Here is a 22,277-nt window from a genome sequence, read left to right on the forward strand (position 1 = left end):
TGGTCCGTGAGTGATGAAGGTGTCCAATAACTCGTCATGATATGTCGCTCTACCCGTTAAACGCGTGCACGCACCTTAGCGGCGAACGAATTATTATTTGAGCGGGCAAAGGTTGTCGCGATACTATCTTTTGATGCGACCCGCACGAATGACGGGATCGCGCGGCAGACGCGGCAACGTGCCTTCAGGCAGTCCTGGGTGCTGCCAGTAATGGCTCTGGCTCGACAGGCGGATCAACGGATCGCCGGAACCGAACCGTTGATCGCCTGGCTCTTCCATGCCCGACGCCGCCTGCACCATACCGCGCTCTGGCGCAGGCTCTGGTGTGCTGGATGGGTCAAGACGGGCCATTGCGCGGCGCACGCGGCCAAGATAGGCCTTTCCTCGCGCCGGATCGCGTGAGTGGTAATAGCGTGTGGCGGTGTCCCAATCGCCGGTCTCGTCGCGCAATTCCCGCAGGTATCGCGCCGCATAGTCGACGTTCTGCGCCGGGTCGATCATCTCCTCCAGCGTATCGAAACGCGACCCGTGCCAGCGGTAGTTCAACTGCATGCAGCCCACATCAAAGCTGCGCTCGCCGCGTGCGACCACGGTCTCCAGATGTTTCAATGCGTCGACCTTGCTGTCGTAGTAATGCCCCCGCCCCCGGATATTCGAGGTCCAAGGCCAGGCGCGCGGGCCGTTACCACCCTGTGAGCGCCCCGATTCGGTCCGCGCGATAGCGGTCAGAAGGCCCTTGGGCAATCCATGCCGCTCGGTCGCCTGCGCGGAGAGCGTTTCGCAACCCGGCACCCCCGCAACTGCGGCGGGCGCAAGAAATGTCAGAACAAGTGCAAGATATATCGGCTTCATGACCGCGTGACTGCAAGAGCCGCGCCAATTGATGAGGCACAGGGCGGCTATGACCTGACACAGTCATTAAGTGACCGACTTAACGTGCTGCGCGCTTGGTGCTTCTGTCCGCTTAAGAAAACAATTCAGCGCCCGCCACCCGGCCCGCTATCGCAAAAAGTCGAACAGGCTCTGCTGCGTGATTTTCGCATAAGTTTGCTGCGTCGCCTCGCGAGTCAGCATCGACTGCTGCAACCGGGTCAGCGCATCCGCGAGATCAAGATCCTCGAGACCCGACACGGCCTTTTCCATCGACAGCATTCGGTTATCGATCACCTCCGCCTGCCGCGCGGCATTGGCCGACAGCGCACCCAGCCGGGTACGCTGGTCGATGAAATGGTCGGTGGCGGCTTGCAACCGGTCGATCGCCGCCGCGCGGGTCTGATCGGGCGCGACGACAGGCTGCGTGACGCCTGCCAAGTCGCTGACCTGCATCAGCGCGCCTCGCTGCACGGGCGCAACCCCGATACCAGACAGCGTAACAGTCCCATCAGCCACCAGCCGCAGCGCGCCACTCTGCGGATCGAGCATGGCGCTGATCCCAGTCTCCGAACTCAACGCATTCACTGCATCGACGGCGCCGGAGAGAGCGCCCGCCGCCGCGGTAAAGCGCACGTCAGCCTGCCCCAACGGGCCTTCAAGCGTCATCTGCCATTGCGCAGGATCGCGACCCAGCGCAGGGCGCAGATCCATTCCGCCCTGCACCGTCACACGGTCACGGGGGCGGTCCGCCACACCACCCAATGTGCTCAGGAAATCGTCGATCGTGGCAAAGATATCACCGACCTCAGCCCCCCGAAACACATCGGCGCCACTCACGCCGGTGGCGATATGGATCGATTCCGAAACCTGCAGCCGGGGCTGCCCGCCATCGCCGCGATAGATCACGCCTTGCGGGCCATCCTCAAACGGGTCTGCCTGCGTGCGAAACCCGCCAAAGAGCGCATGGCCCGCCTCATCGCGCGCATTGGCAAGACCCAAGAGCCCCTCGCGCAGGGCGCGCACCTCGGTGGCGATGCTGTCACGCTCGCCTGCCGTGGCGGTATCCGATCCCGCCCGCAGCGCCAGTTCGCCGATGCGGCGCATCATGTCGCCCGCCTCGCCCAACACGATATCAGCCTGATCGAGCCGCGATTGCGCGTGATCGAGATTGGTGCCGAACCGCTCCAGCGCCTGTTTCTGTTCATTGGCAGCCGAAAGGCGCAGCGCACGCACCGGATCGGCGGAGGGGCGCGGATCGGTCTTGCCCGATGACACCTGTCCCTGAAGAACCGCGATCCGGTCACTGACCGACGCCATGTTCTGCACGGTCAGGCTGTGAAAGAGGGAGGTGCCAATGCTCATTCAGGGCCTCATATCGCTTGCAAAAGGGTATCAAAGAGCTGCCGCGCCACCGACAGGACCTGCGCATTGGCCTGATAGGCCTGCTGCTGTTCCATCAGGCGCGCGGCCTCGGCATCGAGATCGACGCCACCCAAGTCCGATTCCGCACGCAGGGCGCTCTGTTCCTCGGCCTCGGCGGTGGTAAGGCGCGATTGCGCGGCGTTCACCTGCGCCCCCGCACGCTGCTGCAACCCAGCAAAGCCGCTGGCATAGCCGCCCTGCCCGCTCAGCCCGTCGCGCTGCCGCAACCCCGCCAGCCCCTCGATGATGCGCGCGTCCCCGGCGCTGCCGGTATTGGGGGCCAGCGTATAGCGGTCGCCCGTGGCGATGCCGCCGCCTAGGGTGACCTCCAGATCGCCGAACCGCGCCACCCCCGCCGCATCGAGGCTGCGGCTGGCCAGATGCGCGTCACTGTCAGAGTCGAACAACCCGACGAGGCCCGCGCCAGCATCGAGCACGCGCAGTTCACGCACGCGCGCAGCGCTCTCCCCTTCGGTGATTTGCCCAGACAGACGCAACGCGCCCTCGCCCGTCAACGCCACGATCATATCCTCACCGGGCAGACCCGCCAAGCGCAGCGACGTGCCGCCCGGCCCGCTCTCGCTCGTGATGTCAAGCGCGCGGTCATCGGTCGCGGTCAGGCGCAGCGCGCCGTCCGCGACCTCGGCCACAAGGCCCATCGTGTCGAGCCCGGCATCCGCCGCACCCGCCTGCGCGGGCACCGTCAACGCCCCGGCGCGGGCATCAAAATGAATCTCGATCCGGCCGTAGGAGGTGTTGATATAGCCGGTGCCCGGGAAACTCGCAGGCAGCACGACCGCCCCCGCCGACACGCTTACGGCATGGTCGATCCCGCCCAGGGTCACGGTGAAGGACGCAGGCAGGTTGCCCGCATCAAACGGCTGACCGATCACGCTTGTGACCGGCGCATCCGCCACGCCCATGCCGAACCTTGCAGCCTCTCCGGCATCAACGGGCAGGCGCAGGGCCGCCCCATCCAGATCGCCGTCATCGGTCTCGATCACCAGGCGGTTCTGCGCATCGAAACGCGCGCTGATGCGTCCCGGCTCCGGCCCGGTAACGACCGGCGCACCGCCGCTCATCGTGATCGCGTAATCCTGCGCGCCCAGCGCCACGCGCATCTGCGCGCCATCGGGGGGGATGGATTGCAGCGGCGCGCCGGTGATCCGGCTTGCCGGGGCCTGCGCGCGCAGATCGGCAGCCAGTGCCGTTGCAAGCGTCGCACCAGCGCCCAATGCCGGGTCGGCCTCGGCTTGATGCACACGGCCGTCGGCCCCCGTCACAGCGATGCGGCGCAGCGTCAGGTCGCCCGGTGCGGGATCGGACGGGCGCAGCGTCACGGCGCTGCCCGCGCCCGAGGTCTCGCGCGTGATCAGACCGGCGGCGAATCCGTCAGGGTTGGAGGTGACAAGGCTTCCGTCCTCACTCACGCCGAAGGCGCTCGCACTGCTCAGCCGCAGCGTGCCCGAAATGCGAGCGGCATCCGCCCCACCCGCGCCCAGCGTCACAGCGCCGAGTGCTGCACCATCGGGGGACAGCCGGGTCACGGTGATCGCCGCACCTTCCGACTGCGTCAGCCCAGTGAGGGTGATATCCGCACCCTCACCCTGCACCAGATGAAGCCGGTCACCGCCAGGCGACAGCTCGGCCCGGATACCGGTGCGCGTGCTCTGCGCGTTGATCGCGGTTTGCAGGGCGGCGGGGCCACCGGTGGCCAGATCGGCCTTGATTGTGACGGGCGACAGCGCCACGCCGGTCAGGCGAAACGACAGCGTGCCACTCGCAGGTAGATCCAGCGCAAGGCGCGTCTCTGCCTCGGCGCGCACCGGCAGCGCCTCGGTGATCTCCTGCGCCGCCCAGGCCGCACTCGCCCCTTGCGGCACGGTAAGTGTCAGCGATTGCGCCGCCCCCTCAAAACCCAGCACACGCGCCGGGGCCTCGGGGGCGGGGGCGTTGCCCGTCCAAGCGACAAGGCCGCCCGACTGCCCGAGCAGCGCCACGTGATCGCCCTGCGCCGACATCCGGTCAAGCGTCAGCCCGCCATAGGGCGCGGCCCCCTCGAGATAAGCGGCGGAATAACTGGCCTGCGGATCAAACCCGTTCTCCGGTATGACGAACGCCGCCGCCTCGGCGGGGCTGAGCGGTGGGCCTGAGAGCTGCCGCCCGTCGCGGGAAAACACCGAGAGCGCAGCCGCATCCGCCGCATCAGCGACGATCACACCCGCCGCACTGCCCTGATCAGTGGTGAGCGTCGCGCCCACCGGCAAGGCACCGTCGCGGGCCAGCAGGGTGAGGGTACCATCGCCGACCTGTGCCAAAAGCCCCAGATCGCGCAGGCTCTGGCCGTCACCGGTAAGGGCCGCCCCGGAATTGAGTGCCTCGGCCAGCGCCGTTCCCTCCAGCCCCGGCGCAAGATCGAAACTTACCGCGCCCGCCACCGTCGTGAGGCTCAGGCTTTGCGCCACTGACCCCTCGGGTAAGGCCATGTCCATTGCCGCAAGGCGCGGAGGCGCGGTCAACTCCGCCGCTGACGCGCCAGCCGGGATCACGCCGACCACGCCGGGGCTGATGAATTCCACCGCCTCCGCCCCCAGCACCGTGGCGAGATCGGGCAAGCCCGTACCTTGGTCCACCCGCCGCAGGGTCAGCGGTGCGGTGCCCGTGTTGTCCGGCGCGGCGCTCACGATCAGCGCACCGCCCGCCGCGACCCTGTCAGGATCGTCGAGCGTCATGGCCATGTAGCGCGCCGCGTCGTCGCGGCGGTCAAGCGTGATTCGGTCGCCATCAAGCGGCGTGCCGCTGAGGTCGATGCGCAGCCCCGGCAGGCTCAGGCTCTGTGCGCCAGAGGCAAGCACAACCCCGGCACTGTCGCGCGCCTGCCAGAGCCCGCTCGGCCCGTCATGGACAAGGCTTAGCGGCCCCTCCGGCATCGCAGCGTCATCGGTGACAGTGACCTGCGCCGCCGCATCGCCGCGCATCAGCGCGCCGGGCGTCGCCGCCCATCCCGAAAGGGTAAGGAGCGAGCCGCCTGCCTGACCGTCCGGGGTGATACCCTGCGCGTGCACCGTATTGATCTGCTCGGCCATGCGCCCGGCCCAGGCGTCAAGATCGCTCTGCGCCTGCGCGATGGCGCCGCCCGCATCACTGAGCCCACCCAGAACGCCGCCAGAGACCAGCGCCTGCACCAGTGGTGCATCGGCATCCGCCGGAACCGCCGTGAGACGCCCGTCGCCCGCCATCTCGATCCGCCCGGCACGGCCCTCTTCCAGCAAGACCGGCCCTGATCCTGCCGCCCCAAGTCGCATTGTGGCGCGCCCCCGGTCATCCAGCGTTACCTCGACCTCGACCAGCCGCGCCAGATCGCCCAGCATCGCGTCGCGCCGATCCAGCAGCGGATTGCGCGCGCCGCTATCGGTGGTGCGCGCCAGTTGCGCCTGCAAATCTGCGAGGCCCCTCAGTGTCACATTGACCTCGTCCACTGCCTGCGCAGTCTCGTCCCGGACACCGCGCGCAAGGCTCTCCAACCCCGCTGCCAAATCCGACACGCCGCCTGCAAGCGCCTCTCCGGCACTCAGCATCGCCTGCCGAAGCCCCCGGTCCGATGGGGCCAGCGAAAGCCCGTCGAGCGCGTCGAAAAACCCGTCGAGCAGATCTGGCATGCCGCCATCGCCGGGCAGCATCCGGTCTTCCAGCGCCTGCACATGGGTCAGGTAGGTCCGCGCGGCACCCTCGGCACTTTGCGCATCGCGCGTGCGCCCAGCCATCAGCGCGTCAAAGGCGCGCCGGATATCCGTCACCTCAACCCCAGTGCCGGGGCCCGTCTCGCGCATCACCGCGTCGCGGCGGCGATAGCCGGGGGTATCCACATTGGCCACGTTCTCGCCGGTCACGCCCAATGCCGTGCGATAGGCCAGAAGCCCGCCCCGCCCGATATCCATCACGTCGACCATGGATTACTCCCGCGTTTTGCCAAGGTGCCCAGCGAACTGACGATAGATCGCCTCCGACAGGCCCAGACCGGCGCGCCCCGCACCCGTTTCGGTCAGCTTGCTGTCGAGCAGGGATTGCGTGGTTTCGGTCGCAGAACTTTCTACCAACGAGTCACCAAACGACGCGGCGCGCCCCGATTTTAGGAGCTGGTTCAGAAACAGCGCCTCGAACCCTTCGGCGGCCTCGCGCAGACGCGTCTCCTGCCGTTGCGCGCGGGCCTGCGCCGGGTCGGGTGCGGCAGATTGCGAAAGAGGGGGAAGATCCATGCCGCCCCGCCTCAGATCACGATCAATTCGGCGCGCAGGGCGCCGGCGCGGTGCAGCGCCTCGAGGATTGCCACCAGATCGGCGGCGCTTGCCCCCACGGCGTTGATCGCATCCACCAGGGATGCGAGCGACACTCCGGGATCAAAGACAAAGGCGGGGTTGTTTTCCTGCTCGACCTCGATTTCGGTGTCGGGCGTGACCACCGGATCGCCGGGCACGACCACGCCGCCATCGCGCCCGGCCACGACCGTCGCCCCCTGATCGACGTTGAAATCCTCGTTGACGCGCACGGTCAGCGACCCGTGCGAGACCGCAGCCGGGGTGACGCGCACCTGCCCGCCGATGACGACGGTGCCGGTGCGGGCGTTGATGATGACCTGCGCGGGCGGGGCGGCGGGGTCGACCTCGATCTGCTCCAACAGGCCCATGAATGGTACCCGCGCAGAGGGGTCGAGGGGCGCGCGCACGCGCACCGAACTGCCATCGAGCGCCACCGCGACGCCCGCACCGAACTGCGCGTTGACCGCTTCGGCCACGGCACCGGCGGTGCTGAAATCGGGGCGGTGCAGGTTGAGCACGAAATACTCGGTTTCAAGGAACGCCGTCTCGACCATCCGCTCGACCGTGGCACCGCGCGGGATGCGGCCCACGGTGGGCACATTCACCACCACCGACGATCCATCACCGCCTTCGACGCCCAGACCGCCGACCACCAGATTGCCTTGTGCGATGCCATAGACCTCGCCATCGGCCCCCATCAGCGGTGTCATCAAAAGCGTGCCACCCTGCAAAGACTTGGCTTTGCCGACGGTCGAGACGGTGACATCCAGAACCTGACCGGGCTTGAGAAACGGCGGCAATTCGGCGGTAACCATGACGGCGGCGGCGTTCTTGGCATCGAGACTGTTGGCATCCACTTCCAGCCCCAGCCGAGAGATGATCGACTGCATGGATTGCCGGGTCAGCCCGGAATTGCCATCGCCAGAGCCACCAAGACCCACCACAAGGCCGTAGCCCACCAGCGGATTGGCCCGCACCCCGGCCACATCGGCCATATCCTTGAGCCGGTCCGCCGCAGCAAGCACCGGCCAAAACCACAGGATCAGGATCAGAATGCGCGCCATCACAGGGCCCCCTTACATCGGTGACACGGCGGTCAGCGCGCGGCGCAGCCAGCCATGTTTACCAGTATCGGCCACGTCGCCCGCGCCGACATACTTGATCTCGGCATGGGCAATCCGGTCCGAGCGCACGACATTGTCAGCCGAGATGTCCGACGGGCGCACCATGCCGCGCACCCGCACATATTCGTGCCCGTTGTTCAGCGTCAGCTTCTTCTGGCCCATGATCTCCAGATTGCCGCCAGGCAGGACCCGCACCACCGAAACCGAGATGCGCCCGGTCAGCGAATTGGATTGCGTGGCGCTTCCTTCGCCCGAGAAGCTGCGCGTGGTGCCCCCCGTGAGGCGCGCATCGTCAAACCCGAAAGAGACGACATCGGGGATATCGACGGCAAAACTGTCGCTCTTGCTGGTATCGGCGGCCTGAGACTTGCTTGCGGCGAACCGCTCGCGAAACTCCACCGTCAGGAGATCGCCGACTGCGGCGGCGCGCCGGTCGGCGGCAAAGAGCCCCTTGGCATGGCCCGAATAGATCGAGCCCGAGGGCATAAGCCGGTCCTGCTCGACCTCGCCCATCGGAAAAACCGGGGCGTAAAGCGCCGATTCAGCCTCTTCGACCTGGGTGGAACAGCCCGCCAGAACGGCGAGCGCGAGGGTAGCGGGGATAAGGCGTGACATGGAATGTCCCTTACAGCTTGTTGGCCAGATAGCTCATCATCTCGTCCGAGGCCGAGATCGAGCGCGAGTTGATTTCGTAGGCGCGCTGCGCCTCGATCATCTCGACGAGTTCCTGCACCACGTTGACGTTCGAGGTCTCGAGCGCGCCCTGCACCAGATCGCCCATCCCGTCCTCGACCGGCGCACCGACTGCAGGCGGACCGCTGGCCGTGGTCTCGACCGCGAGCGTCTCGCCCACCGGCTCCAACCCGCGCGGATTGGTGAATTGCGCGAGGGTCAACTGCCCCACCTCCTGCGCCTCGACCGCGTCAGGCAGGACCACGCTGATGATGCCATCACGCGACACGCTGATGCTGGTGGCCTCGCCGGGGATCTGGACCTCGGGTTGCACGACATAGCCGCTGGCGGTGGTCAGAACGCCTTCGGCATTCTGCGAAAACGTGCCGTTGCGGGTATAGCCGATACGCCCGTCGGGCATCAGCACCTGAAAGAACCCCTTGCCGTCAATCGCAAGATCAAGCGCGTTGTCGGTGGTGGTCAGGTTGCCCTGGGTATACATCTTCTCGGTGCTGACCAGACGCACGCCGGTGCCGATGGTCGTGGGCGAGGTCTGCGCCGTGGCCTCCGAGGTCTGCGCACCGGCGGGCCGCACGGTCTGGTAAAGCAGCGACTCGAAATTCGCGCGGTCGCGCTTGAAACCGGTGGTGTTGACGTTGGCCAGATTGTTGGAAATCACCTGAATGCGCGCCTGCTGCGCGTTAAGGCCCGTCTTGGCCACATGCATCACGTTCGAGGACATCGGCACCGCCTTTCCTGAAAAGTCCGTTCAGGACTATCCTGCAAGCGGCGTGCCAGAGCGCGCCTCGTGCGCCCGATGGATCAGCCCTCGGGGGCCTGCATCACGCGCGCGCCGCTTTCATCAAGGTCGCGGGCGGTCATCACAAGGCGCATGCCATGCTCAAAGCGGCGCTGCATCTCCATGGTAGAGAGCAACTCCTCGACCGGATTGACATTGCTGCCCTCCAGCGAACCCTGAAGCACCTCGGCCATCTGGTTGGGCGCGGGCAAGGCACCCTCGATAGGGCGGATATTACCATCAGCGCCCTTGGTCAGCGCGGTGCCGTCGGGCGGCACGGTGGTCGCCAGAACCCCTGCCAGCACCGCCTCGCCTTCGGGCGCGTCAATCGGCTGGATGAACACCTCGCCGATATCGGTGATGCGGATATTGCGATAGGGCGGCACCTGCACCGGGGCCAGGTCAGGCCCCAGCATCGCATCGCCCGCGCCGTTGCGCAGGGTGCCATCGACATCGCGGCGCAGGTCGCCCCGGCGGCTCAGGGCGGGCTCGCCATTACTGGGCTGGATGTAGAAATACCCGCGGTCGGCAATCGCCACGTCAAGCTCCTCATCGGTGCGCGTCAGCGTACCCGAGGTGTCGGAAAACCCCGCCGGGCCGGTCTCGATCTGAAACGCGCGCGTGGTCAGCCCCTGCATCTGTTCGAGAAACCGCACCCCGCCCTCATTGGGCAGGTCACGGCGATAGCCAGGCACAGTCTGGTTGGCGAGGTTCTGCGCCTGCGCCACCTGGCTGTCACGAGTGACCGCGAGCGCGTTGAGCGCGGTATAGATCATCCGGTCCATGACGGTGCCCCTCTTCCGGCTTAGCTGCGGATATTCATCACGGTTTCAGCCAGCGTGCCATTGGTCTCGAGCGCCTTGGCCGAGGCCTGATAGTTGCGCTGCGCCATGATCAGGTTGACCAGCTCTTCGGTCAGGTCGACATTCGAGCGTTCGACCGAGCCCGACTGCACCGAACCGAAACCCGAAGTGCCCGGCGCGCCCAGACGTGCGGGACCGGAATCGCGCGAAGCAAGGTAGGTGGCATCGCCGATGCTGCTCAGCGCCTGAAGATCGGCGAAGTTGGCAACCGAGACCTGGCCCACGGCAACCGACCGCTCGGCCCCGTAATTGGCCCATACGGTGCCGTCATCGCGCACCTCGACCGAGGACAGATCAAGCCGGCTGCTGCCATTCTGACCGACATCGGTCACACCAAACGGCGCCTGCGTGGCCCGCGACCCGGCAAGGTTCAGGCTGATTGCACCAGCGCCAGAGGTAAATCCCATATCCGTCAACCCACCGGTCTGCACGCCGTCGCCGCCAAAGGACAGCCGCGCGTCGGCATCCGCTGGCGTGGCGATCTCTCCATCAAGCACCAGCTGCACGCTGTAGGCGAGGCTGGGATCGGTCGCATCCGGGGCCTTTGTCATCACGAAATAGGCCTGCGCGGGCACCGCCTCGCCCTCGGCATTCAGCGCCGGAACCTGCGTCGCATAGGCATAGCTGCCCGGATCGGCCGGATCGAACGGCACGGGCGGGATCGCCGCCTGCGTGCCCTGCCCGCCATTGTCGTCCAACGAGACGTTGAGCGACAGATCGACCGACGTGGTCGCCTGCGGCACCCCGAATTGCTGCGGGATCTGCAACCGGTCGGTCTGCGTGGTGCTGAGCGTTTCGCCATTCTCGGCGGTGGGAAACACCGTCAGGTAATGCCCGGCAGCATTGGTCACGAACCCGTCGGCATTCATCCCGAAGGCCCCCGCGCGGGTATAGCCCAGATCGGCCCCGGCATCCGGACCGGTGCGCACCTGAAAGAACCCCGGCCCCTGCAATGACAGATCGAGCACATTGCCCGTCGCCGTGATCGACCCCTGGCTGAAATCCACCGCGATGCGGCTCACTTCGGTGCCTGCCCCCACCTGCGAGGCGGGGCGACTATAGGGATTGTTGGTGAAGATATCGGAAAACTCGGCCCGGCTGCCATGAAAGCCGAGCGTGCCCACATTGGCGATGTTGTTGGAGGTGACCGAAATATCGGTCTGGGCGGCGTTAAGCCCGGAAAGGGCGGTAAAGAAACTCATCTGTCGGCTCCTGTCGGTATGTCGTTCTGTTAGCGGATCGAGGTGATTTCAAGACTGCTGCGCAGCCCGTAATCTTCCACATCAAGGGTCAGGTCCTGCCCGCTCTCGGGCAGTTGCACGCCCACCACGCGGGCATAGACAAAGGGGGCGGCGGGCGCGGCCCCCTCGGCCTGCACGGCGATGCGCACAGCCCCGCGTGCCTCGACCAAAGCGGGCGGCGCATCGCGCCATTCAAAGCCCATCAGGCCTGCGGGCTGCGCACCCATTTCCTGGCGGTGCAACACCGTGCCTGTCTCGGCATCCGTATAGGTGACGCTCACGGCACTTGCCGCTTCGGGCAGGTCGGCCACGCCGTGCAAGACACCCGCCGCATCGGGCCGCGCAAGGCTGCCCGGCACCAGCACCTGCTGACCCAGCAGCGACGAGGCGGTGGCGATCCGGTTGCCGCCGATCTGGCCGCTGATCGCGCCCAGCGTTTCATTCACCGTGTCGAGCCCGGACACAGTCGAAAACTGCGCCATCTGCGCGAGAAACTCGCCGTTCTCCATCGGGGCGAACGGGTCCTGATTCTGCAATTGTGCGGTCATCAGCGTGAGAAAGTCCTCCTGCCCGAGTTCATTGTTCTTGCGCTCGAACGGAGCCGCGGCAAACCCCGGCCCCGCCCCCGTGAGACTGGTGATATCAGCCATTTCTCAAACTCCTCCTCACTGGCCCATCTTGACCGTACGCGCCATCAGCGTGCGCAGGGTCGAGACGGTTTCCAAAACGTTCTGATACTGGCGGCTGGCCTCCAGCATCTCGACCATCTCCTCGTCGGTATTCACCACCGACTCGTAGACAAAGCCTTCCTCGTCGGCCATCGGATGATCCGGGCGGTAGGCGCGCACCGGCTCGCGGTCGAGCGTGACCACCTCGCGCACCCGTGTGGTCGAGAGGCCGTCGCGCCCCGCCTGACCCATCTGATCACCATAAACCGTCTCGAACACCGGACGCAGCGGGCGATAGGCGCCCTCCTTGGTGTCGCTCACGGTCTGGGCATTTGCCATGTTCGACGACACGGTGTTGAGCCGCACCATCTGCGCGGACATCGCACTCTTGGCCACGTCAAAGACATTCTTCACGATCATAGATCATTCTCCCTTCATCGCCTGCATCAACCCGGATATCCGCCGGTTGAGCAGCGTCAGGCTGGTCTGGTAGCGCAGGCTGTTCTCGGCAAATTCCATCTGCTCGACTGCCAGTTCCACGGTGTTGCCATCCAGCGACGGGTTGACCGGCACGCGGTAGCCCGTCTGCGCGCCCCCGGGCGTGCCAGTCGCGAAATGCCGCGCATCGCTCACCGCCATCGGACCTGCACCAACTTCAGAGGCCAGCACCGACTGAAAATCCATGTCACGCGCCTTGAACCCCGGCGTCGCGGCGTTGGCGATGTTTGAGGCCAGCATCGCACCGCGCTGTTCGCGCAGGCTCAGCGACGTGGAAAAAACGCTCAGGTGATCGCGAAACGTATCGGTCATGCGGCTCCCCTTTTGTTGATTGGTCCGGTCCTTGCAGGCCATCTCTGCAATTCCGGTGCCAACCCGCCTCACAAAAGGATGTCACATGTCACAGACCGCCCCCCGCCCAGGCCTGAAAAAGCCGCTGACCCTGCCGCGCAGTTTCAGCCGTGTGCTTGGCCGCCTGATCGCGCTGCCCCACGACGAAAGCCTGCCACTCGCCAAGACGGCCTACGAAACCGCGAAAACCCCGGCAGAGCGCCTTCTCGCCATGCGCCTGCGCCTGCGTCTGTTGCAGGAGGCCGCCGAGGCCGCAGCGAGACCGGAACCCACCCCGGCCCCGGAACCGCTGGCACCGCCAGAACCCGAGCCGGAACCTGACCCTGAACCGGTTGAGGAAACGCCGCTGCCCAAACCGCCCAAAGCCGCAAAACTCATCGCGATGGACCCTGCGAGCGACGCTCTCAGCATGATGATGAGCGAGTTGGGCGGCAGCGGCGACGATGACGATTTCTTCGGCGATGACTGAATGCGGTCGCACATCCACGAAGTGTTAACCCGGACAGGGCAGTATCTTTGGATACGCATGTTGTCTTTCGCCATCCCGTGCGACCCGTTTGCGCGCTGTGCAGGGCACCGGGAAAATGACAATGTGGGTCCACATCCAAATCGCCAGGAGCGGTGAAAATGAAACATGTACCAACTGAGATGATCCACGCCGATTCGTATCGGATTGCGCAGCATCCCCCTGAATGTGGTCAGCGACTGCCCAATGCGTGGTGGCTGATCCCAATGGCTGCCGCGGGTTCTTTCATTTGGTTCTGGTTGATTTCCACCCTCCTGTTGATCTTGGGGTGACACTCCCCTCCAGAGTTGATCAGAACACCTGACCCGGTCGAATATTCGACCGGGTCTTTTTCTGCGCGCGTCACTCCGTCGCGCAGGAACGCGGACGGTCCTCGATCGCCAGAACACGACACAAACGACCGAATTCCGCCCCGGCACGCACCTGCACAGACAACCGCTGCGCGGGCTCAAGATCGCGTATCGCCGCCTCGCGCAGCACTATAGCGTGCCGCACCTCGAACGCGGCCGCCAGTGTGAACCACAGCGTGGCCTCCTGCAGGCGCGCAGGGCTACGAATTTCCATCTCGATCCGGCCAAGCCCAACAAGCGCCTGCATCTCACCACGCTCCACCTGCGCGGTCAGATCCTGCAGAAGGCGGTCGGCCAATGCCGCGCGGGCGTCCTGTGTCAGCCGTGTCATCAGGTGATCGCTTAGCCCGGCGGCGCGTGTCTCACCGGCCAGCCGCGCGCGCCACGCCCAATAGGCCGCCGCCGCCTCGTCCTGCGGCAGACCCTGCCCGCGCGCTTGCATGACCGCCAGATTGACCTGCGCCGCAGCATCGCCCGCGCGCGCCAACTGTCGGAACATCGCGACCGCCACGGCCCACTGTCCGCTGCGCGCCAGTTCGAGCGCAGTATCGAATCGCGCTTCCTGACCGGCATCGGCAGAACATAAACCAGCCACAAGGGCGACGGTGGCAAGGATCAGACGTCGCCTCATTTGCCCGCCATCATCACCAGCTGCAGATACATCAGCCGCCGCAGCGAGCCATCAGGCTGCGTCTCGTGCACCACGATGCGCTGCCGCTGCGTGGCGCTAGTCTCGACACCGATACGCACGCTTTCTGGCAGGAACACGTCATACCGTGCCAAAAGTGCCTTCGGATCGGACATCAGCGCGGCGCTGAACTCGCGGTCGATCCAGCTTCGCGCCAGCGCCCGGCCAAGGATCTCGGGCAAATGTCTCTCGACCCGCGCGATATCCTGCAAGGTCGTGGCGCGCCGCACGAGAGCAAAGCGGTCAGGCGCGTCATGCGCCTGCGCCCGCTGACCGGCAAACCGGTTCAGGCTACGCATCATCCGGCCTCCTGCTGTCCAACCCATAGTACCCTTCCCGCTGTCCGGCCAACCCGGGCTTGCACTGGGATCAACGGCACAAAATCCCGGCGCTTTAGCCCGCAGTGGCGCGGTTCTTGCTGCATGACCCGACATGAGCACCCGCCGTATCCCCCTGCCGCTCTTGGCCTTCGCGTTGCCCGCGCTCGCGCTGCCGCTCGGGCTGGGCCTCGCCAGCTTATGGGTCTTGCGCGTGCCTCCTCCCCCAATTGCCACGGCCCCGGCAGAGACGGTACCGCCCGTGACCAAAGAAGAACGCATCTACCTGCCGCTTGTCACCCCGATCACGGTTTCCTTGCCCGGTGATGGCCCACGCCTCAAGATCGAGATCGGCGTGGCGATCCGTGCAGAGGGCGGCTACGCCCTGCTGACGCGTCTCAAGGAACGGCCCGAAGCGGTGCAATCGGGCCTTGCCGAGACCGTGCTGCGCACTGCCGAAGACCTTGGCCCAGAGGCCAGCACCGAGGATCTGCGCGCTGCCGTGCCAAAGGCCCTGCGCGCGGCAATGAACCAGAGGCTGGAAGACTTGGGCGAAGACCGCGCCGTGCTCGAAGTGCTGATCACCGGATGGGCGCGGGCCGACTGATTGGCATCCTTCTTGCTGCACCTCATCCGAACCACGATCCAGATGAAAGGCTCCGCCATGTCCCTGACGCCTCAGACCCGCATCCCGACCCCCGGCACCGATCTGCGCCACCTCGCTGTGGAACTGGTGGTCTGTGACGCATCCGGTCAGCCCCAAAGGCAGCATCTCTGGGGCCTGCTGCGCCTGTTGCGGCGCGCGCCCGCCTGACCAAGGCGCCTGACGCTTACGCCACCCGGCTATGCCGCCACAGCCGCAGCGCAAAGAGTGCAACAGCCGCAAGGCAAATGCCTATACCGATCATCAGCGGCGAGGGCATCAGACCCGCAAGCGCAGTGGCCCAGCCCGGTTGCAGGTAAAGCCCCGCGATCAAGCAGCCCGCCACAGTCAGAAACACTCGCAGCCGCAGGCACAGCGCGCAGGTGGCTGCACCGCTCATTTCTCGCGCCCCACGCCACGGTCGGTCTTGAGATAGACCAGATCACAGCGGTTGCGCGCCGCAGCCTTTCGCGCCCGTTCGGACAGCAGGGCCGCGGCTTCTCGCACCGCCGACAGCGCGTCGATCAATAACGCAAGACGCCGCTCGGCCCCGTCCTCAGCCAATGACGCACCCCCGATCAACGCGATCACGGCACTGCGCAACGCATGGTCGCACCGTTCCACGGCTGCCAAGTCACCGCATGTGACGGCCGCGTTCAGATCATCGGTGATCTGGCGCAACCGCACGGCCATGGCAGCGTTGGTCATATGCTGAACCGGGTCGATCATGCGACGGGTGGCTTGACCTGCGCGCCGATCTCCTGCCACGCCTGCAGGATATCGCCGATCGCCAGTGCCGCCTCCGCCAGCCGCGCGCCATCCTCGCCGCGCCAGGCCTTGAGCACATGGAACCGCGCGAATTCGTAAAGCTGGAACAGGTCGCCCGCGATATCACCACCGGCCTCGAAATCGAGGCTCGATTGCAGGATATAGAGCGCGGTCAATGCCCTGTTCACGTGATCGGCAGGCAAGGCCCGGTCCTGATCAAGCGCGGCAGCCAGCACCGACAGCGAGCGGGTCAATTCCTTGAGCGTGACGAAAACGACGTCATGCGGATGGTTTACCCCATCCTGGGCAAAGCTCTCGGCCTGACGATAACGGGCGCGTGCAAAACTCATCGAAACCATCCTTTGACGTGGTTGCCTGTCTGATTGTTACAACGGCAGCAGGGCGCAGCGTGTTAGGCGCGCCCGGCCCCGTTCAGGCCGCGCGCACCGTGGCGGATGCGATCGCACTCACCGCGACAACCATGCCAACCTCGCCCCCCGACAGGATGGCGATTCCGCTCATGTCGCGCACCGACGAAAGCACACCCTGCAAGGGCCGCAGCAGCACCAGTTGCTGGCCCAGCAACTCGTCCACGGGAATGGCGATGCGCCGGTCGTTGCTGCTGACAACCACAAAAAGCCGCGCGTCTCCCGCAGACGCACCGGATTGCGCACAGAGCGGGTGAACCGGCACCAGCCCGTCCTCGCCCATGTTCAGCATCCGCGCATCACCCGCCGCCGTCACCGGCATCAGCCGGTCAGTCTGCAGAATGCGCTGGATCGCGTCGATCGGCAGCACGTAACGCACCTGTCCCACGCGCACCACCATCCCGTCGAGCACGATCATGTGCTGCGGCACCTTGAGATGGAACCGCATGCCAGCCCCGGCGGGTAGACGCGCATGGCGCAGCGCGCCCTTCTTGCGCTGCAAATCGGCCTCGATCTCCGCAAGGCCGCTCCGCGTCGCGGGGCTCGGACTGTTATCGGTGACCTCGACACGCACATGGTCGCTCTCGGCCTCGATCGAGACATGAAACCGCGTCGCCGCGTGATCGACCCCGAGGCGCAGATTGATCAACGCCTTGAGCAATCCGCGCAAGTCCTCGATCAACATCTGGTCAAGCACCACGTCACCGCCCACATAGGTCATCGACGCATCGCCCCCGGTCTTGCGCGCGCGGGTTTCGACATAGGCCTGAAGCGGACGAAACAAGACATCGGCGGGGCGCGACCGACGCTCCACGCTCTCTTGCTGAAGCTGTGACAGTTCCGCAGCGAGCTGCGTACCCGACTCGCTGATTTCCTGCAGCCGAAGGCTATGACGATCCAGCCGCTCGCGCAGCACCGAGCGGATACCGGGATCAAGCTCGGATACCCCGGCCTGACGCAGCGCACCCATCACATCCTCGACCAGATCGACCGAGGCAAGTTGCCCCAACTCGTGATCAAGGAGCGCGTGGCTCGCAGAAATGGCACCCACGGCCTCAAGCAGCGCGAGACTGTCCCCGGTATCGCCGATCGCGATGGCCTCCATCCCGTCTGCGTCAGGCGACTGGTCAGCCTCGTCCTCGGCGGCGCGTACGGTCAACACCCGCGCCATGCTCAGACGCGTGCCCGACGCGTCCAACATCGCCAGCCGCTCGGTCATCTGATCCTGGTCCAGCGTCGAGGCGACAAGGAAATCGAATAGTGTCGAGTGATCCAGAAACACCGTGACGTTGGTGATCATCCGCACAAGGCCGGAGGTGATCCACTCCAGGAACCCTTGCGCCAACGCGTCATCGTCGTTGAGATCGGCGCGCAGAATGTAGAAATGCAGCCCCTCCTCTATCGCCTCATTGGCGGATTTCACGCTCTCGGGCGACAGTACGCGATGAAACTCTGGCGGCAGTCCCAGCCGGGTCTCGATAGTCTTGGCGGTCACCATGCCGCTCGCCACGAAACAGGCATTCGTGGCCTCTTCGAACATCTGCTCGATACGTGCGGTATCTGGCGTGTCGCCCTGATCGAGCGCGTCAAACACCAGTTCCATCGTATCGACAAAGCCGCGCCCCATCTGGACGAGAATGACATCCGGCGGCACCCCCTCGACGCGCACCCGCGCGAAGAGGTCGATCAGCGCCATGGTCAGCTGTGCTGCAGTGTCGATGTGATAATTCAGACAGGCAAAATGCACCTGCCGCATGAATCCCTCGAAATCGGGGAACCAGTCAGGCCCCGGCGCGGCCTTGCGATTGTCCAGCCCTTCGCGCAGGCTTTGCAGGGTCTGAAAGACGTGATCGGCACACCAGGCGCCCAAGAGCTTGCTCGGGGCCACCAGATCGTCATCGAAGAACGCTGGCGGCAGGGTCCGTTCGACACTGACCAGCTCCTGATAAAAATCGAGCTCTGCCATGCGGTACGACGGCCCCGCTCCCATGATGGCAAGCGTGCGCGCGGTGTCGACGACGCGGACCAGCCCGGCGGGTTCGGCAAGCGTCGCGATCTCTTCGGACAGCGCATCGCGCTCCTCGGGCGTGGGCGGCACATCGCCCCCCATTCGCATACCGATATCAGCCAGTCTCGGATAGAAATCCGCCATCGCGGTAAAAAACGCGGTGGCGTCGTCGGTTCCGGCGTCATGCGACGGGGCGGCGGGGGTTGCATCCGCCTCACCCAGATCGCGCGCGAAAAGATCACGCAGCGCGGCACAGGCCGATTGCGCGGTCTCTGGCGTCGGCTCTGTTCCAAGAAAATCACCCAGCGCGGCGGTCCAGTCACCAAGGCCCAGCTGCTCTGCGGCATAGCACAGCCCATCAGCCTCCTTGCGCGCAGCCCCAAGCATATCCGCATCCGACACGGCACCGTCCAACGCGATGACGGTCTTGCTGACCATATCCGTGAAAATCTGGCGATACATCGGGTCGACGTCCAAGAGCCCGCCCTCGGGCTTGCCCTCGGTCACCTCGGCCAGCGTCGCCACCGGCGCGGGAGCGGGGTCGTGCTGCTCCGGCTCTGCCGGGTCATCCACGGCAGTCTCGGGTGCCGCGCTGTCCTCATCCTCTTCGAACGCATCGAAATCGAATCCGCTACCACCGTCCAGCTGATCCAGCAGACCGGCAAGCGCCGGATCCATCGCCGGGGGCTTTGCCTGCGCGGCAGGAGGTGCGGCGGGCGCAGCGGCCTCGTCCTGTGCCTCGCCCTGCGGCTCTTCTCGGGCCTCGGCCTCCGTGTCGGGCCCTGCCTCGGCTTCGACACCGGCGTCAGACGGCGCGCTCAAAGCCTCCTGCGGTGTATCCTGCTCGGCGTCCTCCGCCTCCGGCGTCGTGTCCTCGGGGGCCGTCGCATTGGGTTCGGCCGGTGCATTCGGGGCCGTCGGGGCCTCGGTCTGCGGGCTATCCTCTGCCTCAGTTTCCGCCTCGGCCCCCGTCAAACGCCCGATCAGCGCGCGCAAATCATCCTTCAGCCCCTCCGACGGGGCAGGGTCCACATCCTCGCGGGTATCGGCGGTCTGCTCCAGCATGCCGCGCAGCACATCGACCGACCGCATCAGGATATCGGTGATCTCGCCGGTCAGCGCGACGCCATCGTCACGCACCAGCCCAATCAGATCCTCGGCCAGATGCGCCAGCGCCTCGACATTGGCAAGGCCCAGAACACGGCTGTTGCCCTTGAACGTATGGACCGCGCGAAACAGCGCACCGATATGCGCCGCCGGATCTTCGCCGTCCTGCAACGCGTCAAGCGCAGCCTCGGCGGCATCGAGCGCCTGCGCCCCGTCATCGGCGTAAAGCGCCCAGATTTCGTCCATCTCATCCGTCATCATGTCACCCGTTTGGCAGGGTTGCGTTGTGGCCCTCAGGCCCCGACCAGCGCCCGCATAACGCGCGTCAACTCGTCTCCGGTCTTTTCTTCCAGGTCATGCGACACCGTGCCCGACGGCTTCGACACGACGCCATCCGCACCCAGTTCACGGGCCTTGGCCGCCAGCGGTGAGCCCTGCACCGTCACCGACGAGAGCATGCAGATCTTGGCCCGGGTCTTGAGCTTGGCGTGGCGCAGGAATTCCAGCCCGTCCATCACCGGCATCTCGATATCCAGCAGGATCAGGTGCAGGTCGGGCAGGTCCGGCAGCTTGTCGAGTGCCTCCTGCCCGTTGGCGGCCTGCGCGACCAGCTTGAACTCCTTGCGGGAATTCAGAAAGCTCGACAGGTAGAGCCGCATCATCGCAGCATCCTCTACAACCATCACATTATAAACCATTGTTCAGTCTCCGCATTGATAGGGAAAGGGCCGGGCGGCAGACCGCCCGGCATTCTCTCAGAAGCCCTGATAACCGCGCTCGTCGAGATCGGGAGAGCCCGCACCGTTGCGAACCGCCCCGTTGGGCTTGCCATTCAGCATGGCCTGAATCTGCGCCATCATCTCGGGTGTCAGCCCGTTGAAGGCCCCCGTCGGCATCGCCGTCGCGGTCTTGCGCAGGGTAAAGCGCTTGATTTCCTCTTTCATCTGCTCGGTCGCGGCGCTCATCTCGGCAGCTCCGGCGGCCAACTCGTCAGCCTGCTGGCTGGTATCGAGCGCGGATTTGGAAATCTCGGTCATCGCCTGCGAAATCTGCGCCACACCGCGCGACTGTTCAGCGCCCGAGCGGTCGATCTCCTCGACGATATCCTTGACCTGCGTGATCTGGGTGGAAATGCCGGTGAACGCCTCCGATGTCTCATCGGCGATGCGAACGCCCGCGTTGACCCGGTTCGACGCGTCCTCGATCAGCTCGGAGGTTTCACGCGCCGCCTTGGCCGAACGTCCGGCAAGGTTGCGCACCTCCTGTGCGACCACGGCAAACCCGCGCCCATGCTGGCCCGCGCGCGCCGCCTCGACCGCGGCGTTGAGCGCCAGAAGGTTGGTCTGGAATGCGATCTCGTCGATCACCTTGATGATCTTGGCGATGTCCTGCGACGACGTCTTGATGCCGTGCATCGCGGTGACCATGCCCTTGATCTTTTCCGCACCCTGATCGGCAAGGCCCACGGCGCTGCCGACAAACTGCGCGGCCTTTTCACTGGCCTCGGCATTGGCACGGACCTGCTGATCGGTCTGGTTGACCGAGGCCGACACCTCCTCGACCGAGGCCGAGGCGACCTGGCTGTTGGTCGACAGGATCTGGCTGGAATGCGACACCTGACTCACGCTCGCGGCAACCTGGTCGATCTGCTCGGACATCACGGTAAACGCGGTGTTGAGGCTGCCGAACGCATGCTCAAAGGATTCCACCACATTGCGGTACTCACCCTTGAACTTCGACAGATCGGCCTGAACGTCGAGATTGCCCGCAACGATGGAATCCGACAGCAAGCGGATCTCGCTCACCACGTCGCGGAAATTCGCGCGCACCTTTTCGATGATGCGGTTGATAAAGATCTTCTTGCCCGGCAGCGTCTCGAAAGGCGCGTCGAAATTGCCTTCGCCGAATTCCTCAACCACAGCGAGCGCCGCCTTCTTGGTGTCGATATGGGCCTTGACCATCCAGTTGACCCTTTTGGCCGCGTCCTGAACGCTGTCGAACTCGAAACTCTCGATATCCAGAAAGACGTCAATGTCACCTGCGTCATGGGCCGCCGCCATGCGTTCCATCTCGTCAAGAAGCAATTTAAACTGCTCTCGCGAAAACTTGCTCTGCCGGTCCATTTCTTCACGCTCTGTGACGTCCCGCCATTCGACCAGGACCAGCTGTGAACGGTTGGCGTCGTCGAACACGGGTGTGGCCGTGAACTCCATGGTAATTTTGCCGATTGTGAACCGCCCCAAATGGGGCTTTGTCATGCCATCCATGATGCGGCGCTGGTAGGATGGGTTCTTGTGAAAGATATCGACATTCTTCCCGACAACTTCACGCGCGCGAAAATTTGGCAGGTCTGTGCGGATATCCTCTTCAAGCCGGTAGAACATCGCGAAGGCGGCTTCGTTGCAGTACAGGCTCTTGTAGTCGCTGTCGGCAACCATCACCGGGTTGCCCAGTGATGCCAAAAGGCGTACCGAACTTATCTGCTCCAGAAATTCGGCACCGACAAGCTCCCGGTCCGGGCTTTCGTCTTTCGTCAAGTTGTCCGATTTATTGTTTTGGGTCATGGTCTCTTTCCTTTCACTGGCACCGGCGGGCTGGTCCGGCAGGGTCTCTGG

General features: G+C 65.2%; 24 protein-coding genes. 4 read left to right on the plus strand and 20 right to left on the minus strand.

Annotation, left to right across the window (positions count from 1 at the left end):
* Positions 1-123: 123 nt before the first annotated feature.
* The 12 genes from RID11_RS14615 to flgB all read right to left on the minus strand — a co-directional run bounded on the left by RID11_RS14615 (position 124) and on the right by flgB (position 12,788).
* A complete protein-coding gene (locus RID11_RS14615) occupies positions 124-852 on the minus strand; it encodes a transglycosylase SLT domain-containing protein (RefSeq protein WP_350140462.1) in 729 nt (242 codons plus the stop codon).
* Positions 853-999: 147 nt separating this feature from the next.
* Positions 1,000-2,235: a flagellar hook-associated protein FlgL gene (flgL, locus tag RID11_RS14620; protein ID WP_350140464.1), complete on the minus strand. Its 1,236-nt coding sequence runs from the start codon at positions 2,233-2,235 to the stop codon at positions 1,000-1,002.
* Between the two features lie 8 nt (positions 2,236-2,243).
* A complete protein-coding gene (locus RID11_RS14625) occupies positions 2,244-6,245 on the minus strand; it encodes a flagellar hook-associated protein FlgK (RefSeq protein WP_350140466.1) in 4,002 nt (1,333 codons plus the stop codon).
* Positions 6,246-6,248: 3 nt separating this feature from the next.
* Complete coding sequence (locus RID11_RS14630) at positions 6,249-6,551, minus strand: rod-binding protein (RefSeq protein ID WP_350140468.1); 303 nt, start codon at positions 6,549-6,551, stop codon at positions 6,249-6,251.
* An 11-nt stretch (positions 6,552-6,562) separates the two neighbouring features.
* A complete protein-coding gene (locus tag RID11_RS14635; RefSeq protein WP_350140470.1) occupies positions 6,563-7,675 on the minus strand; it encodes a flagellar basal body P-ring protein FlgI in 1,113 nt (370 codons plus the stop codon).
* Positions 7,676-7,687: 12 nt separating this feature from the next.
* Positions 7,688-8,350 carry a flagellar basal body L-ring protein FlgH gene (locus tag RID11_RS14640; protein ID WP_350140472.1) on the minus strand — a complete coding sequence of 221 codons (663 nt, stop codon included), beginning with the start codon at positions 8,348-8,350 and terminating at the stop codon, positions 7,688-7,690.
* A gap of 10 nt (positions 8,351-8,360) precedes the next feature.
* A complete protein-coding gene (flgG, locus tag RID11_RS14645; protein WP_350140474.1) occupies positions 8,361-9,149 on the minus strand; it encodes a flagellar basal-body rod protein FlgG in 789 nt (262 codons plus the stop codon).
* A gap of 80 nt (positions 9,150-9,229) precedes the next feature.
* On the minus strand, positions 9,230-9,991 hold the full coding sequence (locus RID11_RS14650; RefSeq protein ID WP_350140476.1) for a flagellar hook-basal body complex protein: 762 nt from the start codon (positions 9,989-9,991) through the stop codon (positions 9,230-9,232).
* Between the two features lie 20 nt (positions 9,992-10,011).
* Complete coding sequence (locus tag RID11_RS14655; RefSeq protein ID WP_350140478.1) at positions 10,012-11,271, minus strand: flagellar hook protein FlgE; 1,260 nt, start codon at positions 11,269-11,271, stop codon at positions 10,012-10,014.
* Between the two features lie 29 nt (positions 11,272-11,300).
* Positions 11,301-11,960 (minus strand): flagellar hook assembly protein FlgD, encoded by a 660-nt coding sequence (locus tag RID11_RS14660; protein WP_350140481.1) that lies wholly within the window; start codon positions 11,958-11,960, stop codon positions 11,301-11,303.
* Positions 11,961-11,975: 15 nt separating this feature from the next.
* Positions 11,976-12,398, minus strand: a complete 423-nt coding sequence (gene flgC, locus RID11_RS14665) for a flagellar basal body rod protein FlgC (protein ID WP_350140483.1) — start codon at positions 12,396-12,398, stop codon at positions 11,976-11,978.
* A 3-nt stretch (positions 12,399-12,401) separates the two neighbouring features.
* Positions 12,402-12,788, minus strand: a complete 387-nt coding sequence (flgB, locus tag RID11_RS14670) for a flagellar basal body rod protein FlgB (protein WP_350140485.1) — start codon at positions 12,786-12,788, stop codon at positions 12,402-12,404.
* Between the two features lie 85 nt (positions 12,789-12,873).
* On the opposite strand from flgB, the gene RID11_RS14675 reads away from it, so the two are divergent.
* Both RID11_RS14675 and RID11_RS14680 read left to right on the plus strand, forming a co-directional pair.
* Entirely contained in the window at positions 12,874-13,296 is a 423-nt protein-coding gene (locus tag RID11_RS14675; RefSeq protein WP_350140487.1) for a hypothetical protein, read from the plus strand.
* Positions 13,297-13,454: 158 nt separating this feature from the next.
* On the plus strand, positions 13,455-13,625 hold the full coding sequence (locus RID11_RS14680) for a hypothetical protein (protein WP_350140489.1): 171 nt from the start codon (positions 13,455-13,457) through the stop codon (positions 13,623-13,625).
* Positions 13,626-13,695: 70 nt separating this feature from the next.
* Here RID11_RS14680 and RID11_RS14685 read toward each other — a convergent pair whose 3' ends face one another.
* Together RID11_RS14685 and RID11_RS14690 are read right to left on the minus strand one after the other, a co-directional pair.
* A complete protein-coding gene (locus RID11_RS14685; RefSeq protein WP_350140491.1) occupies positions 13,696-14,334 on the minus strand; it encodes a hypothetical protein in 639 nt (212 codons plus the stop codon).
* The gene (locus RID11_RS14690) at positions 14,331-14,690 is read right to left on the minus strand and encodes a hypothetical protein (RefSeq protein WP_350140493.1); all 360 of its coding nucleotides are present in this window, start codon (positions 14,688-14,690) and stop codon (positions 14,331-14,333) included. The genes RID11_RS14685 and RID11_RS14690 overlap by 4 nt, the downstream gene beginning before the upstream one ends.
* A 133-nt stretch (positions 14,691-14,823) precedes the next feature.
* Between RID11_RS14690 and RID11_RS14695 the strand changes: the two genes are divergently transcribed.
* Both RID11_RS14695 and RID11_RS14700 read left to right on the plus strand, forming a co-directional pair.
* Positions 14,824-15,315 (plus strand): flagellar basal body-associated FliL family protein, encoded by a 492-nt coding sequence (locus RID11_RS14695; RefSeq protein WP_350140495.1) that lies wholly within the window; start codon positions 14,824-14,826, stop codon positions 15,313-15,315.
* Between the two features lie 57 nt (positions 15,316-15,372).
* A complete protein-coding gene (locus tag RID11_RS14700; RefSeq protein WP_350140497.1) occupies positions 15,373-15,522 on the plus strand; it encodes a hypothetical protein in 150 nt (49 codons plus the stop codon).
* Between the two features lie 16 nt (positions 15,523-15,538).
* Here RID11_RS14700 and RID11_RS14705 read toward each other — a convergent pair whose 3' ends face one another.
* The 6 genes from RID11_RS14705 to RID11_RS14730 all read right to left on the minus strand — a co-directional run bounded on the left by RID11_RS14705 (position 15,539) and on the right by RID11_RS14730 (position 22,226).
* Positions 15,539-15,751: a hypothetical protein gene (locus tag RID11_RS14705; RefSeq protein WP_350140499.1), complete on the minus strand. Its 213-nt coding sequence runs from the start codon at positions 15,749-15,751 to the stop codon at positions 15,539-15,541.
* Complete coding sequence (locus RID11_RS14710) at positions 15,748-16,059, minus strand: hypothetical protein (RefSeq protein ID WP_350140501.1); 312 nt, start codon at positions 16,057-16,059, stop codon at positions 15,748-15,750. The genes RID11_RS14705 and RID11_RS14710 overlap by 4 nt, the downstream gene beginning before the upstream one ends.
* Before the next feature lie 17 nt (positions 16,060-16,076).
* A complete protein-coding gene (locus RID11_RS14715; RefSeq protein ID WP_350140503.1) occupies positions 16,077-16,469 on the minus strand; it encodes a flagellar export chaperone FliS in 393 nt (130 codons plus the stop codon).
* Positions 16,470-16,551: 82 nt separating this feature from the next.
* On the minus strand, positions 16,552-19,923 hold the full coding sequence (locus RID11_RS14720) for a chemotaxis protein CheW (RefSeq protein ID WP_350140505.1): 3,372 nt from the start codon (positions 19,921-19,923) through the stop codon (positions 16,552-16,554).
* Between the two features lie 32 nt (positions 19,924-19,955).
* Entirely contained in the window at positions 19,956-20,360 is a 405-nt protein-coding gene (locus RID11_RS14725; protein WP_350140507.1) for a response regulator, read from the minus strand.
* Positions 20,361-20,417: 57 nt separating this feature from the next.
* On the minus strand, positions 20,418-22,226 hold the full coding sequence (locus tag RID11_RS14730; RefSeq protein ID WP_350140509.1) for a methyl-accepting chemotaxis protein: 1,809 nt from the start codon (positions 22,224-22,226) through the stop codon (positions 20,418-20,420).
* Positions 22,227-22,277: the final 51 nt, after the last annotated feature.

Source organism: Roseovarius sp., from assembly GCF_040219995.1.
Classification (GTDB): domain Bacteria; phylum Pseudomonadota; class Alphaproteobacteria; order Rhodobacterales; family Rhodobacteraceae; genus Roseovarius.

Coding starts and splice junctions, on each gene's coding strand:
- RID11_RS14675 (WP_350140487.1), top strand. CDS start 12,874: ATGTCACAGACCGCCCCCCGCCCAGGCCTGAAAAAGCCGCTGACCCTG.
- RID11_RS14715 (WP_350140503.1), bottom strand. CDS start 16,469: ATGAGTTTTGCACGCGCCCGTTATCGTCAGGCCGAGAGCTTTGCCCAG.
- flgL (WP_350140464.1), bottom strand. CDS start 2,235: ATGAGCATTGGCACCTCCCTCTTTCACAGCCTGACCGTGCAGAACATG.
- RID11_RS14625 (WP_350140466.1), bottom strand. CDS start 6,245: ATGGTCGACGTGATGGATATCGGGCGGGGCGGGCTTCTGGCCTATCGC.
- RID11_RS14725 (WP_350140507.1), bottom strand. CDS start 20,360: ATGGTTTATAATGTGATGGTTGTAGAGGATGCTGCGATGATGCGGCTC.
- RID11_RS14660 (WP_350140481.1), bottom strand. CDS start 11,960: ATGGCTGATATCACCAGTCTCACGGGGGCGGGGCCGGGGTTTGCCGCG.
- RID11_RS14650 (WP_350140476.1), bottom strand. CDS start 9,991: ATGGACCGGATGATCTATACCGCGCTCAACGCGCTCGCGGTCACTCGT.
- RID11_RS14680 (WP_350140489.1), top strand. CDS start 13,455: ATGAAACATGTACCAACTGAGATGATCCACGCCGATTCGTATCGGATT.
- flgB (WP_350140485.1), bottom strand. CDS start 12,788: ATGACCGATACGTTTCGCGATCACCTGAGCGTTTTTTCCACGTCGCTG.
- RID11_RS14700 (WP_350140497.1), top strand. CDS start 15,373: ATGTCCCTGACGCCTCAGACCCGCATCCCGACCCCCGGCACCGATCTG.
- RID11_RS14635 (WP_350140470.1), bottom strand. CDS start 7,675: ATGGCGCGCATTCTGATCCTGATCCTGTGGTTTTGGCCGGTGCTTGCT.
- RID11_RS14685 (WP_350140491.1), bottom strand. CDS start 14,334: ATGAGGCGACGTCTGATCCTTGCCACCGTCGCCCTTGTGGCTGGTTTA.
- RID11_RS14710 (WP_350140501.1), bottom strand. CDS start 16,059: ATGACCAACGCTGCCATGGCCGTGCGGTTGCGCCAGATCACCGATGAT.
- RID11_RS14720 (WP_350140505.1), bottom strand. CDS start 19,923: ATGATGACGGATGAGATGGACGAAATCTGGGCGCTTTACGCCGATGAC.
- RID11_RS14615 (WP_350140462.1), bottom strand. CDS start 852: ATGAAGCCGATATATCTTGCACTTGTTCTGACATTTCTTGCGCCCGCC.
- flgC (WP_350140483.1), bottom strand. CDS start 12,398: ATGATCGTGAAGAATGTCTTTGACGTGGCCAAGAGTGCGATGTCCGCG.
- flgG (WP_350140474.1), bottom strand. CDS start 9,149: ATGTCCTCGAACGTGATGCATGTGGCCAAGACGGGCCTTAACGCGCAG.
- RID11_RS14630 (WP_350140468.1), bottom strand. CDS start 6,551: ATGGATCTTCCCCCTCTTTCGCAATCTGCCGCACCCGACCCGGCGCAG.
- RID11_RS14690 (WP_350140493.1), bottom strand. CDS start 14,690: ATGCGTAGCCTGAACCGGTTTGCCGGTCAGCGGGCGCAGGCGCATGAC.
- RID11_RS14655 (WP_350140478.1), bottom strand. CDS start 11,271: ATGAGTTTCTTTACCGCCCTTTCCGGGCTTAACGCCGCCCAGACCGAT.
- RID11_RS14730 (WP_350140509.1), bottom strand. CDS start 22,226: ATGACCCAAAACAATAAATCGGACAACTTGACGAAAGACGAAAGCCCG.
- RID11_RS14695 (WP_350140495.1), top strand. CDS start 14,824: ATGAGCACCCGCCGTATCCCCCTGCCGCTCTTGGCCTTCGCGTTGCCC.
- RID11_RS14640 (WP_350140472.1), bottom strand. CDS start 8,350: ATGTCACGCCTTATCCCCGCTACCCTCGCGCTCGCCGTTCTGGCGGGC.
- RID11_RS14705 (WP_350140499.1), bottom strand. CDS start 15,751: ATGAGCGGTGCAGCCACCTGCGCGCTGTGCCTGCGGCTGCGAGTGTTT.